Here is a 14,722-nt window from a genome sequence, read left to right on the forward strand (position 1 = left end):
AGCCATGGAACAGAGGAAAATAAAAGACAATAATAAACCTAGAAGGGACGGGGCTATAGCCTATATGGCCAAAAACTCCATAGCTACCAATCTCCTAATGTTGGTTCTTTTGGGCGGTGGTATTTTTACAATGTTCAACATACAGAAGGAAGTCTTTCCGGAATTTCAACTGGATTTTGTAGAGGTTTCCGTGGCCTACCCTGGTGCTTCCCCTGCTGAAGTGGAACAGGGTATTCTGCAACCCGTGGAGGAGGCTGTCCGGGCCGTACAAGGCATTAAGGAAATTGTTTCCGAGGCCAACGAGGGATCGGGACAGATCAGCATTGAACTTGTTGCAGGATCAGAGCGCATGAAAGCCTTTCAGGATATAGATCAGGCCATTAATCGCATACGTACCTTCCCCGACGATATTGAACAACCCGTTGTAAGCCTTCAATCGCGCCAGCGAGATGTACTTCAAATAGGGCTTTATGGCAAGGCTGACATTTGGACCTTACGTCAACTTGCCGAAAGGTTGCGCACTATACTGCTAAACAACCCTAAAATTACACAGGTGGAATTAGGAAATGTTCCGGATTATGAAACCCGTATTGAGATTCCGCGCCACACCCTGCAAAAATACAATCTTACACTGGGACAGGTGGCAGATATTATTGAACAGAGCAGCAATGACGTGCCGGCAGGGGCAGTACAAACCCAAAGCGGGGAAATATTACTCCGGATGCAGGAGCGTAAACAATGGGCAGATGAATATGGAAATATCACCGTTGTCTCCTCACCATCAGGTGCCAACCTAGCCTTAAAGGATATTGCTACCATAACCGATGGTTTTGAAGAAACCGGATTTCACGGGCAATTTAATCAAGAAAACTATGTGGAATTGAGGATCTTCCGTATAGGGGACCAATCCCCTTTGGAGATTGCAGATGCCGTGGAGCATATTATGGAAGATTTCCAACTTCCGCCAGGCATCAATTACCGTACAGACAGTAATAGAGCCGCAGATTATCGTGAACGACTATCGCTATTGACCGAAAATGGTATTCTGGCCATTATTATTGTACTCATCATCCTAACGCTTTTCTTGGAGTACCGTTTGGCCTTTTGGGTAATGATGGGTATGACGGTCTCCTTTGTTGGAGGAATGATATTGCTGCCAATTATCGGAATAAGTGTAAATATGATTTCCATGTTTGGTTTTTTGGTGGTATTGGGTATTGTAGTTGATGATGCCATTGTGGTGGGAGAGAATGTGTACGAATACCGTCAAAAGGGGTTAAGCCCCATAAAAGCTGCTATTGCAGGCACAAAAGACGTTTCCCTACCGGTGGTCTTTAGTATCATGACTACCATCATAGCTTTTGTACCCCTGCTATTTATGCCCGGGGAAACAGGTAAATTCTGGCAGCCCTTGCCGGCAGTTGTAATTGTTATTTTGGCTGTCTCCCTTTTGGAAGCCTTATTTATTCTTCCCTCCCATTTGGCACATCTTAAAAAAGAAACAAATAAAAATAAATGGGTCCTTAAACTTGAGGGTTGGCAACGTTCTTTTGCCAAAAGTTTTGATCGTTTTGTTGAAAATCATTATCGCCCACTGCTCGACTTGTGTTTACAATACCGATATATAACCCTCAGTGCGGCGGTGGCACTTTTGCTCATTGTTGGGGGCTTTGGCTATAGTGGCCATATGGGAATGATCATGATGCCAGAAGTAGCGGCGGACGAAATAGAGGCCGGTGTACGTCTTCCGGTAGGCACTACACCAGATCAGGCTGCCAAGGTAGCACATGCCATTTCCAGTTCTACACAACGTATGTTCGAGGAGCACAATCTTTATGAAGTTGCCGAAGGAATCAAAACCAACGTACGGGGACAGAACTTTATAGACGTCGAAATTGTGATGTTGCCCCCAGATCAACGAGACATCACAGCTGGAGAAGTTATCGCTTTGTGGCGTGATAATATTGGGGATATTGAAGGAGTGGATCAAATTACATTTGAGGCAGAAAGAGGACCTGGTGGTGCTAGACAGGCTATAAGCATTGACCTCAGCCATTCGGACATCAATGTACTGGAAAAGGCCAGCTCGGCCTTCGTAGAACGAATGAAGGCTTTTTCCAACACCCGGGATGTAACCGATAATTACAACAAGGGAAAAATGCAGTTCGACTTTACATTGTTGCCCCAAGGCAGAAATTTGGGGCTCACCTCAGACGAGGTGGGCCGACAGGTACGTGATGGTTTTTTTGGGGCCCTGGCAATGAGACAACTAAGGGGAATGAACGAAATAGAAGTTCGGGTAAAATTGCCACTTGATGAACGTAAGGACATACAAAATTTGGAAAATTTTCTTATTCGTACCCCTGATGGAATTGAAGTTCCCTTAATGGATGTTGTTGAAGTAACCCAACGGGAAGCCTTCACCAGCATCAACCGGAGGGATGGCAGGAGAATTGTCAATGTTGGTATGGATGTAGAACCCGCCAATACGGTTACCAGGGTCATCAACATGGTACAGGAAGAAACCCTCCCCCAATTACGTGCCGATTTTCCGGGTATTACATGGAGCTTTGAAGGCAGTCAGGCCGATATGAGAGAAAGCACCAACACCCTTAGGGCTGGCTTTACCATAGCCATGGGCCTTATATATGTCTTACTGGCCATAGCCTTTAGCAGTTATACACAACCCTTGATTGTCATGACCGCCATTCCTTTTGGCATAGTTGGGGCCGTAATAGGACATATCTTGTTGGGATACGACCTGTCCCTGGTAAGTTTAATGGGCGTAATAGCCCTATCCGGTGTTGTTGTGAACGATTCTTTGATTATGATAGATTATGCCAATAAACGAAGGAAGGAAGGAAATCCTATTTATACTTCCATCCATGAGGCGGGAATAAGAAGGTTTCGCCCAATTATCCTAACGACTATGACAACCTTTGGTGGCCTAGCACCTATTATCCTGGAAACTTCCAGTCAGGCCTATTATTTAATTCCCATGGCCATTTCCTTGGGATTTGGAATTGTATTTGCTACAGCCATTATATTGGTTATTGTTCCCTGTCTATACCTTGCCTTGGAAGATATAAAGCTACTGGTAAATAAAGGTAGGACCGTAAAACAAATGGATGTATCCAAAACTCCAAAAAATGAGGATCCGGTACTTGTTGATAAATAGAACAAAATGTGGGTAAAATACCAAAGAAAAACTTAAACCCCTTAATAAAAAAATACAATAGGGCCTATATTAATTCTACACGGTGAATATAGCCCCTTAAGCCATTTTAAAAGAAAAAGTCCGTACCATACTCTTAACCCTAGATCTCCCTTAAACAGTACATGCCCAGGCTGTTTATTTAGCAGAAGAATTACTGGCATCTTCCGCCTCAATTTCCGCAAACAAATCAACGAGTACTTTGTCTGATAAAGGTTTGGCTATAAAATCCTTTACCATAGAATACTCACTGGCCTTTTCTAAATCGTTGGAATCTATTGAGGAACTAACAATATAAATCATGGGATATTTGTCTAAGGACAACTTGGTAAATTCATCCAAAAATTGCCATCCATCCATTACGGGCATATTTAAATCCAAAAACAGAATATCTGGCAGCTCTTCCCCAGAGTTCACCATGGCGACCAAACTGTCCAATGCTTCTTTTCCGTCTTCATGGACCATTATGGTAGAACCAAAGCTACAATTGTAGTTCAATAACACCTTAGTGCCATAAACAAAAATGGGGTCATCATCAATAATACATATTGTCTGGATCTTCATACGCTAAAAATTGTAAAATAAAACAAGTTAACCACCCTCAACTATTTATGAATAGCGCAATAAAATTGACGCATAAACTATATTAGCGAACGTAACAACATTATAATTCCAGTGGTCCTAATTTGGGTAAGTTTATGTGGATAACAAAGTACTATTTTTCCTATATCAATTTTTTTTTACAAATGTAAGAAAATAATCGTAAAACGAAGTGATGCCATATAGATGTTATCGCTACAATGATTCTTAACCAAAAAAGAAGGTTAATTTACTTGCCCTTCTAGAAGTCAATTAGTTAAAAAACAACAAACATCCTGACACGGAAACGACAGTGGAAAACGTTATAAATTTAGGTTTAAGCTATCCATTACTATAGAATCCAAGCTAATTGACCCAGGCACAATCCCTTGCACGCTATCAATGCCAATAGGCTTATCTATTAACTGCTCCAATGTATCCCTTATCCGCAATTGCATGAGATATGTGGTATCCTGTTTTGCAAATTCATAGGCCTCTTTGGCACTTAATTCACTATAGGGCATACATGGGAAATAGTCAAAATTATACTCAAAATTAGTTAGCAGCGGCCTTTTCCAATAACTTAAATTCTTAAATATGGAAGCTACAATAGGCAGGGCCGTATTGGCCCCAGAGCCCAGTCTTGTTGTTGCAAACTGAACCCTTTTATCTAAGGTTCCCACCCATGAACCAACAACTAGCTCAGGGGAACAACCTATGAACCAGCCATCCCCATTATTTTGTGTGGTACCCGTCTTACCTATTAAATTATAAGGAATTTCGTAGCTCTTTAGCCTAGCGCCTGTCCCTTCCTCAACCACCTCTTCCATCATTTTTTGAAGGGTTTTAATGTTTTCTACAGTGGCCACCCTTGCTGTATACTTAGGTTTAGCCTCATAGAGAAGGTTACCCATTTCATCTTCAATTCGCTCTATAGCGTATGGTTGCACCCCATTGCCCCCATTGGAAATACTGGCGTATGCGGTTGCCATTTCCAACAAACTTATATCCGCGGTTCCCAGGACCAAGGAGGGAACAGCTGGTAATTCAGATTTTATCCCCATTAATTTTGCCTGGTCCAACACTTTTTCCATACCTGTTTTAAATTGTAAGGCCACGGACACCGTATTTATAGAATGCGCCAAAGCCCCGTGCATACTATAGCTACCACCATAGTTATTATTGGAATTACGGGGACTCCAATTGTCATACTCCTTATAAGTAAGTTGTTTATTATTATAATAGTCACAGGGGTCCTCTCCAGATTCTAGGGCTGCCAAATAGGTAATAGGCTTAAAAGTAGAGCCTACTTGTCTTTGGCTTCTAATATTGTCTATCTGACTAAATCCATAGTCGATTCCCCCAACATAACCCAAAATTCCTCCAGACCTACTACTTAACACTACAACTCCGGCATGAAGCCTATTAATACTCTGTGCGATAGAATCCTCGAGGCTTAGCATACGATCTTCATACCCTTTGCCGATGACCCAGTATTCCCTATTGCGCCTTTCTTGTACAAAGGAATCAATTTCTGCCTCCGACCTCCCGTTTTGACGCATTTGAACCACTTCCTTACTGCCGTCAACAATTTTTCTCAATAAGGCTTGTTTTCCTCCCTCTGTGGTGAGGGCCGCCCAATGGTCATGCATTAGTTTTTGAAGTCCCTCCAACTGATTTTGCAATGCCGATTCCGCATATTTTTGGATATTGGCATTCAGGGTGGTATAAATACTCAGCCCATCAGATTCCAGATCGTAAATATGTCCGTCCGGAGCAGGGTTATTACCGGCCCATTTTGAAAATTCAGTTGCCACATAATCTTTAAAATAGGTGGAGAGGGAAGATATTTTTCTTGGGGGTTGATAGTTGATCTTCAAAGGGGATTTAGCTGCATCATAGGTATCTTTTCCAATATAGTTGTACTTTCTCATTTGCGACAGCACCACATTCCTTCTATGTTCGGCCCGCTCCGGGTTTCTCCTCGGGTTATAATAGGAAGGAGCCTTGAGCAAGCCTACCAAGGTTGCACTTTCCTGTAGGGATAATTCCTCTGGCAACTTATTAAAAAACCGATGGGCAGCCTTTTCAATTCCGTATAGATTCTCCCCAAAGGAAACCGTATTGAAGTATAGTAGTATTATTTCCGATTTGTCATAAATAGCCTCTAACCTTTTTGCAATGAACAATTCCCTTATTTTATTGATCGGGGTCGACAGAAAAAACTGTTTTTCCCTACCAAATAAATTCTTCGCCACTTGTTGGGTAATAGTACTTCCTCCACCGGCATTCTGTTGTAAAATAATAGATTTGACCAAAACCCGTAAATAACTCCTATAGTCTATACCATCATGATCATAAAAACGGGAATCCTCCGTGGCCACCAAGGCGTTTCTTAAAGTTGGGGTAATTTGTGAACTATCTACATTAGACCTATTTTGGAGATAATAATACCCTACAGGCTCATTATTGCTGGCATATATAGTGGAGGTAACAGGATTTTTCAATTTTTTTAAATACGAGCTTGAAGGCAATTTCCCAAAGGCACCTAGGTAAATGCTAAGAAACAGTAAAAACAAACCAAAGATACCTGCCACAAAAACATACAAAATAGCCTTATATGGATGATTCCATATAAAAGCAAGTAGCTTTCTCGACCAATTTCTTAGTCCAGTCCATATGGCCCCTAAAACTTTGACTGTCATCAGGCTGTTTTACATATTTCCATAATAGAATAAAATAAAAATAAATACTATTGCAACAACAAACGACCATTTTTTTAATTGAAATAGCCACAATCCTAAACTACATAAGTATTGAACACAACAAGATCAAAAAATCATACTGCCAACAATTGAAATTTTAAGGGAATGATAGGAATATTGAATATCAAACATAGATTTTCACCCATCCTGAATACCTCTAATTATGCCTTCCATGATATACATCAGAAAAATGTATAATTACAACGAAATTGGTGTCCTTAAATTCAAAATTTCGTTCTTGTTCTTTATCTTGCTGATTAATTGCCAATTAGAGATCATCCCGTTGGCAACCAAACCTACTGGAATTTTAAGATAATTTTGATTTTTGATGTTTATCTTTGCAATATCCCAGTAAAAACTTTGGCAGATAAAGTGGCCTGATAGAAAGCTAGAAACAGCTATTTTGGCAATGTATTTTTAGTTTAGGCACAGGCGACCGAACTGATAGGACAAAGAAGTTTATGTACATTTTATTGAATCCAATTTTATGATCACACAGGTAACAAGAGGAATAAAGATTTCGGTAAATACAAGTTTTGAAGGAACATTCTTTAAGAACTACAAAATGCACTTTGCTTTTGGTTATACCATTACCATAGAAAACCAGAGCAAGGATTCGGTACAATTGACTTCCAGGCATTGGCGAATCTATGATTCCCTGAACGAGTTGGAAGTTTTGGATGGCGAAGGTGTAATTGGGAAAAAACCTGTTATTTTACCTGGTGAATCGCATACCTACAGCTCGGGATGTTTATTGGCATCTACCGTTGGGGCCATGAAAGGCCATTACAATATGGTTAGTATCAATAATTCCGAGAAATTCAGGGTATACATCCCAACGTTTAAATTCAGTGCCCCGTTCACTCTAAACTAAGCCTTCCAAAAATAGGGCTGTGCCAATAGCCATATTTTAAACAGGGAGCACAATTTTACATTTCCGAAAGGAAAGTCTCAAAAATTACCAGAGTTGCATGTGCACCAAACAATCCACCGGTGCTAATAGGATAACAACTTGTTGTTTAAGATGGTTTTTCTTTTTGGATCCAAGTGCCTCTTATCTTTCCTAAACTGCCTTAAAATATCTACAGCCAAGACTAACCAGTATTACACTCTGTTGGATAAAATACAATGAAGAGCTTTAAAAGACCATTAAACCGCTGTCACCCTCTATAGTACGGGCCTTTTATTGACGGCTTCATCCTGCATTTTTCTCCATCCGCCCCTTTAACTTTTAACTGTTAATTCAGCTGTTAATTCGTTTTTTAATGGAACATGCATTTAGTACCTTTGTTAGTATTTTAACTTTAAAAACTAACTATTATGGGCAAAGGATTTTTTCAAGTCCCTACGGCGATTAACGAACCAATTAAAAGTTATGCCCCAGGCTCAGCAGAGCGGGCAGAAGTATTGGAACAATACAAGGCTTATTACAATAGCACAATAGACATTCCAATGTTTATTGGTGGAAAGGATATAAGAACAGCCAATACCAGATCCATTTCACCACCACATGATCACCAGCATATTGTAGGGCAGTACCATTTAGCCAATGAAGAATTGGTATCCGATGCCATATCCAACGCCTTGGCAGCAAGAAAAAAATGGGCAGAATTACCATGGGAGCAGCGTGCCGCAGTCTTCCTAAAGGCCGCCGATCTTATTTCCGGGCCTTACCGGGCCAAGATCAATGCAGCTACCATGATGGCCCAATCCAAAACAATACATCAGGCAGAAATTGATTCGGCCTGCGAACTCATAGATTTCCTTCGTTTCAACGTTGAGTACATGTCCCAAATCTATGAAGAACAACCAGATTCTGCCGAAGGCCTTTGGAACCGGGTAGAGTACCGCCCATTGGAAGGATTTGTCTATGCCATAACCCCCTTTAATTTTACCGCTATCGCCGGCAACTTGCCAGCTAGTGCCGCTATGATGGGAAATGTGGTACTTTGGAAACCAAGTGACCATCAGATCTATTCGGCCAAAGTAATTATTGATATCTTTAAGGAAGCCGGACTCCCTGATGGAGTAATCAATGTAGTGTACGGAGACCCCGTCATGATTACTAAAATAGCTTTGGAAAACCCAGATTTTACAGGTATCCACTATACGGGATCCACTCAGGTTTTTAAGGATTTATGGAAACAGATCGGCAACAACATCCATAAGTACAAAACCTACCCTAGAATTGTAGGTGAAACAGGAGGAAAGGATTTTATAGTAGCACACCCAACAGCCAACCCAAAACAAGTGGCCACAGCTATAGTTAGAGGTGCCTTTGAATTCCAAGGTCAAAAATGTAGTGCCGCATCCAGGGTATACCTACCCAAATCTATTTCCGAGGAAATATTGGAACATGTTAAAACTGATCTGCAGTCTTTTAACAAGCCAGGATCTCCAGAAGACATGAGCAATTTTATCACTGCCGTTATTCATGAAGCCTCATTTGACAAATTGGCAAAATATATAGATCAGGCTAAAAAGGACCATGATGCTACCATTTATGCAGGAGGAAACTATGACAAATCCAAGGGGTATTTTGTAGAGCCTACCGTGATTGTAACCACGGACCCAAAATACACCACCATGGAAACCGAGCTTTTTGGCCCAGTAGTCACTATCTATGTATATGATGACCAGGATTGGTCCCAAACTCTTGAATTGATAGACAGCACCTCTGAATATGCCCTTACAGGAGCTGTAATTTCTGGGGATCGCTATGCCATTGACGAAGCCACCAAAGTATTGGAGAACTGTGCCGGTAACTTTTATATCAATGACAAACCAACTGGAGCCGTAGTAGGCCAGCAACCTTTTGGTGGAGCCCGAGCGTCTGGAACCAATGACAAGGCCGGATCTGCCCAAAACCTACTTAGGTGGGTTTCCCCTAGATTGATCAAAGAAACCTTTGTAACACCAGTGGATTATCGTTATCCCTTTTTAGGATAACACCCAATTTATATAAGATAAATTAAGCCCGTATATGCAATTGCTATACGGGCTCTTTTTTTTAACCAACCTAAATATACAGCTGGTATTACACAACAGGAACATTGGGTTTGTAATGAGCTTAACAATTAAAATTTAGAGTCGCAACAAGGATCTTAACAGTTTAGCAATATATCCAAACAGCTTGTTTTACTACTGTTCATCCCCTCTACTTCAAGAGGACTTCTACTCCAGAAATTCATGCATATCGTTGAAAAAATTTAAAAGACAGCCTTGGCAAATTACTGCCTATCAACAGTTTTAACATTCCTTTACATACGTATTTCACAATATTAATGTAAATTTAACGTTAAGTAATTGTAAACTTACCATAAATATAGTGTTAACTAAAATAGAATGTCATGAAAGAAAGACTAGAAAAAAACGCTACAGAAAAGACAAAAGGGTTCTCTTTGAGAAATATCCCCAAGTTTATTAAGGATTACGCAAAAACCTGCAGGGAATCTTATTATCACATGTTAAGCCTGTAGTAATTAGCCCTTATATTTCATGGGCAAATAGACCATTTTTTTGGTTTCAAAGAATTCCTCTTCAAATATTTCCGCAAGATTATAAATCTGTACGGTACGGTATTCCTTTAATTCTTCTTCCAGATCCCCACCTTTTAAGTATAGGATGCCATTTTTGCGCGAGTGATCGGAATTCTTTTTTATTTTCCCTTTCACCCAGTGCACAAAGGTTGGCATGGCTGCCACTGCCCTGCTCACAATAAAATCAAATTGCCCTTCAATATCCTCCACTCTGGAATGTATGGCCGAAACGTTTTTAATTTGTAAGCCATCGACCACCTCTTGCACCACTTTAATTTTTTTTCCTATGGCATCTACCAAGGTAAAATGGGTATCCGGAAACAATATGGCCAGTGGAATTCCTGGAAATCCACCTCCAGTACCAACATCCAACACAGCAGCCCCCGGATTAAACTGCTGAATTTTAGCAATTCCCAAGGAATGCAGCACGTGGCGCACATACAACTCATCTATGTCCTTGCGGGATACTACGTTAATTTTCATATTCCAATCTTTGTACAAATCTTGTAATAATTCAAACTGATGTTTCTGGGATGCTGTTAGATCGGGAAAATATTTATATATGATTTTTAAGTCCATTTTAAGTCCGTAAGTTTATTAAATTAATGGCAAAAATAGTATATTAATGGCCATCGCCTAAGTTTTAATAAATCAGTTATATTTAATTTGGGCACGAATTACCGTATATTTACAAAAAATTAAATCATGGACAAGAATCCCATTCGATTTTCTCGAAAAGACTCTGCACAATTTTTCAAAACCCTCAACAAGCGGGTTAATGACTATTTTAAGGAAAACAACCTAAAAAAAACCGGCAATTGGAAATTGCACCTCAAGACAGCTGTAATGTTTGCGCTGTTTCTGGCCCCGTATTTTCTGATATTAACCCTTGGCCTACCTAATTGGGCCAATTTATTATTGACCATAACCATGGGCGTTGGTATGGCAGGTGTGGGCATGAACGTTATGCACGATGGCAATCACGGCTCCTACTCCAATAAAAAGTGGGTAAATAAAATTATGGGGGGCAGTATTTACATACTTGCTGGGAATGTTTACAACTGGCAGGTACAGCACAATGTACTTCACCATACCTATACCAATATCCATGAACATGACGAGGATCTTGAGGCAGGAAGAATCTTAAGGTTTTCAAAACATGCCAAATGGCACAGGTTCCATAAGTTTCAGCATTATTATTCCATATTTCTTTACGGACTACTGACCTTTAACTGGGCCATCACCACCGATTTTCAACAAATGTATCGCTACACAAAAAGAAAATTGGCCTATGGAAAATTTCCAAACCCTATTATGAACTGGAGTATGTTGGTGATCACTAAAATGATCTATTTAACAATATGGATCATATTGCCTATGTTGTTCTTGGACATTGCTTGGTGGAAAATCCTTTTGGGCTTTTTTATTATGCATTATGTTGCCGGGGTTATTCTAAGTGTGGTATTTCAATTGGCACATGTGGTAGATGAGGCAGAAACACCACTTCCGGAAACAGATGGAACTATGAAAAATACCTGGGCCATACATCAATTGTTTACTACGGTTAATTTTGGCACCAAAAACCGTATCGTCAATTGGTTTACAGGTGGCTTAAACCATCAGGTAGAGCATCATATATTCCCTAACATTAGCCATATTCATTACACAAAAATTGCCAAAATTGTTAAAGAGACCGCTAATGAATTTAATTTACCCTACAACGAATATAAAACTACAAGAAAAGCTATAATTTCGCATTTCAAACATCTAAAAGAACTGGGCAAGAAACCCAATTTTCAGTATCAGTAAATTATAATAATACAATGAAAAACCATTTATCCGATAGGATCAATTCCATGTCCACTTCGGCCACATTGGCCATGGCCGCCAAAGCAAGGGAATTAAAAAGCGAGGGCAAAGACATTATAGGCCTCAGTTTAGGGGAACCAGACTTTAATATTCCCGATTTTATAAAAGACGCTGCAAAAGAGGCTATAGACCAAAATTACAGCAGCTATTCCCCAGTTGATGGATATGCCGACCTAAAGCAGGCCATTGCCAATAAATTTAAGAGAGACAACGGACTAACCTACGGTCTTAACCAGATTGTGGTCTCTACAGGTGCAAAACAGTCTTTGGCCAATATCGCCATGATCATGTTAAACGCCGGAGATGAAGTTATTTTACCAGCTCCGTATTGGGTGAGTTATAGCGATATTGTAAAATTGGCCGGAGGTGTTCCCGTTGAAGTGCCTACAAGCATTGATACGGATTTTAAAATGACACCGGACCAATTGGAAAAGGCGATAACACCAAAAACCAAAATGATGTGGTTCAGTTCTCCTTGTAACCCCAGTGGATCCGTATACAACAAAGAGGAATTGGAAGGCTTGGCAGCAGTTCTAAAAAATCACCCTAATATATTTGTGGTATCAGACGAGATCTATGAGCATATTAATTTTAGGGGCGGACATGTAAGTATTGCCAATGTTGAAGGTATGTATGACCGTACCATCACGGTAAATGGTGTTTCCAAGGCATTTGCCATGACCGGATGGCGTATAGGATATATTGGTGGACCGGAATGGATTGCCAAGGCATGTACCAAATTCCAAGGACAGATCACCAGTGGTGCCAACGCCATAGCCCAACGCTCCACTATCGCTGCCCTGGAAGCTCCTGTATCCTCCATCAAATTCATGATAGATGAATTTCACAAAAGACGTGATCTTATCTTGGAATTGTTGGGTGAAATTGAAGGATTTAACCTTAACGTACCAGAGGGTGCATTTTATGTATTCCCAGACATTTCCAGCTTCTTTGGCAAAACCCTTAAAGGCACATTGATCAACAATGCCTCGGATTTTGCTTTGTACCTATTGGAAAACGCCAATGTAGCCACTGTTACCGGAGAAGCTTTTGGAAACCCCAATTGCATACGTATTTCCTACGCTGCATCAGAAAAGGAGTTGAGGGAAGCTATTTCTAGAATAAAAGCGGTAGTATAACAATTACTACAAGCTCAACATAAAAAAAATGGACATCCTCACCGATGTCCATTTTTTTTTATATCAATACAATCCCTCCATATACAAATCAAAAAATACTGCAACCAGTAAGTTTAGTTAGGATCTTTAAATGCGTTTCCAAAAATAAGGTGAAAGCAATATAAGAACTGTAAAAAGCTCCAACCTTCCCAATAGCATTAAAAACCCACACCACCATTTTCCCAAGGCTGGAAGGCTGTTAAAATTGGTCAATGGGTACAAGGATCCCAAAGCCGGACCTACATTGCCCAGGGAAGAGGCTGCTCCGCCAATAGCACTTTCAAAATCCAAACCCAGGCCTCCCAACACCAAGGATCCAATTATAAACAACAACATATAGAGTACAAAAAATGCAATTATATTGTAAACTATATTTTCTTGCACCGTTTTGTTGTTATATCTCACGGGTATAATAGCATTGGTATGCAGGGTACGTTTAAACTCCAACAAACCATTTTTGATAATAATCAAATGCCTCATTACTTTGATACCTCCAGCGGTAGAACCTGCAGACCCTCCCAAAAACATAAGTCCAAAAAAGAATACTGTTAAAAAGGGCGTCCAAGAAGTAAAATCTGCTGTCACAAACCCAGTAGTAGTAATTACAGAAATTACCTGGAACAAGGTATGCCTAAAGGTACTTTCTGCCTCACCAAAAATCATGGGATGAAAATCCGAAACAGGTACATTTCCTTGAAAATAAACCACCAAGCCAGCCACAACAGTAAAACAGAGCACAAAAATAGAATAGAATTTAAATTCCTCATCCATAATCACTTTCTGCACCTTTCCCTTAAAGGCGTAGTAGCTAAGTACAAAATTACTACCTGCCAAAAACATAAACAGTATAACGATATATTGTATTAACGGCTCATCGTTCCAATAGGCCATACTAGCGTTTTTGGTAGAGAACCCGCCAGTAGAAAGAGTTGCCAAGGAATGATTCACAGCATCAAAAAAGCTCATTCCTGCCAGTTTTAACAAAATAGTTTCCGCAACCGTATAACTAAAATATATTAACCACAACCTCTTCGCCGTATCGGTAATCCTAGGGTGCAATTTATCACTACTGGGCCCCGGGGCCTCTGCCGCAAACAACTGCATTCCCCCTATCCCCAATAATGGCAAAATAGCTATGGCAAGGACTATAATCCCCATTCCACCAATCCAATGGGTAAGACTCCTCCAAAGAAGAATACCTTCGGGCAAGGCCTCTATATCATCTACCACGGAAGCTCCGGTGGTAGTATAGCCAGAAATGGTTTCAAAAAACGCATTGGTAAGATCGGGTATGGTTCCGGAAAAGAGGTAAGGCAACATACCGGAGGCTGACATTACCAACCATCCGAAAGTAACAATAATATACCCCTCCTTTCGTTTTACCTGTTTCTTATGGTTTCTGGTATAGAACATGCCCAAAACGCCTACCAACATAGTAACGATAGCCGCCAGGGTAATATCCAAGGTGGCACCATCGTCATAAATACCGCTGACCACTGCTGCCAATATCATAAAAAAGCCATTACACAGTAACAGCAATCCCATTAAGTGAAAGATTATTTTGGAATTTAGACCCAT

10 protein-coding genes are annotated in these 14,722 nt (G+C 40.4%); 6 read left to right on the plus strand and 4 right to left on the minus strand.

All coding sequences use genetic code 11. The features are described from left to right. Positions 1 to 4: 4 nt before the first annotated feature. Complete coding sequence (locus EHW67_RS11310) at positions 5 to 3,178, plus strand: efflux RND transporter permease subunit (protein ID WP_126162479.1); 3,174 nt, start codon at positions 5 to 7, stop codon at positions 3,176 to 3,178. 174 nt (positions 3,179 to 3,352) lie between these two features. Here EHW67_RS11310 and EHW67_RS11315 read toward each other — a convergent pair whose 3' ends face one another. Together EHW67_RS11315 and EHW67_RS11320 are read right to left on the minus strand one after the other, a co-directional pair. Continuing rightward, positions 3,353 to 3,778 carry a response regulator gene (locus tag EHW67_RS11315; RefSeq protein WP_126162480.1) on the minus strand — a complete coding sequence of 142 codons (426 nt, stop codon included), beginning with the start codon at positions 3,776 to 3,778 and terminating at the stop codon, positions 3,353 to 3,355. A 338-nt stretch (positions 3,779 to 4,116) separates the two neighbouring features. Further along, complete coding sequence (locus EHW67_RS11320) at positions 4,117 to 6,498, minus strand: transglycosylase domain-containing protein (protein WP_126162481.1); 2,382 nt, start codon at positions 6,496 to 6,498, stop codon at positions 4,117 to 4,119. Between the two features lie 547 nt (positions 6,499 to 7,045). Between EHW67_RS11320 and apaG the strand changes: the two genes are divergently transcribed. From apaG to EHW67_RS20860, 3 genes are all read left to right on the plus strand, one after another. Further along, positions 7,046 to 7,432, plus strand: coding sequence for a Co2+/Mg2+ efflux protein ApaG (gene apaG / locus EHW67_RS11325; RefSeq protein ID WP_126162482.1), 387 nt, complete (start codon positions 7,046 to 7,048; stop codon positions 7,430 to 7,432). Positions 7,433 to 7,878: 446 nt separating this feature from the next. After that, positions 7,879 to 9,507: an L-glutamate gamma-semialdehyde dehydrogenase gene (pruA, locus tag EHW67_RS11330; RefSeq protein ID WP_126162483.1), complete on the plus strand. Its 1,629-nt coding sequence runs from the start codon at positions 7,879 to 7,881 to the stop codon at positions 9,505 to 9,507. A gap of 401 nt (positions 9,508 to 9,908) precedes the next feature. Further along, positions 9,909 to 10,037 (plus strand): hypothetical protein, encoded by a 129-nt coding sequence (locus EHW67_RS20860; RefSeq protein WP_262707165.1) that lies wholly within the window; start codon positions 9,909 to 9,911, stop codon positions 10,035 to 10,037. A gap of 3 nt (positions 10,038 to 10,040) precedes the next feature. Here EHW67_RS20860 and rsmG read toward each other — a convergent pair whose 3' ends face one another. Continuing rightward, positions 10,041 to 10,676 (minus strand): 16S rRNA (guanine(527)-N(7))-methyltransferase RsmG, encoded by a 636-nt coding sequence (gene rsmG, locus EHW67_RS11335; RefSeq protein WP_126162484.1) that lies wholly within the window; start codon positions 10,674 to 10,676, stop codon positions 10,041 to 10,043. 126 nt (positions 10,677 to 10,802) lie between these two features. On the opposite strand from rsmG, the gene EHW67_RS11340 reads away from it, so the two are divergent. Then, positions 10,803 to 11,906, plus strand: coding sequence for a fatty acid desaturase family protein (locus EHW67_RS11340; protein WP_126162485.1), 1,104 nt, complete (start codon positions 10,803 to 10,805; stop codon positions 11,904 to 11,906). Positions 11,907 to 11,920: 14 nt separating this feature from the next. After that, positions 11,921 to 13,105 carry a pyridoxal phosphate-dependent aminotransferase gene (locus EHW67_RS11345; protein ID WP_126162486.1) on the plus strand — a complete coding sequence of 395 codons (1,185 nt, stop codon included), beginning with the start codon at positions 11,921 to 11,923 and terminating at the stop codon, positions 13,103 to 13,105. 126 nt (positions 13,106 to 13,231) lie between these two features. Here EHW67_RS11345 and EHW67_RS11350 read toward each other — a convergent pair whose 3' ends face one another. After that, entirely contained in the window at positions 13,232 to 14,722 is a 1,491-nt protein-coding gene (locus EHW67_RS11350) for a TrkH family potassium uptake protein (RefSeq protein ID WP_126162487.1), read from the minus strand.

It is taken from the genome of Arenibacter aquaticus (genome assembly GCF_003957295.1).
GTDB lineage: Bacteria > Bacteroidota > Bacteroidia > Flavobacteriales > Flavobacteriaceae > Arenibacter > Arenibacter aquaticus.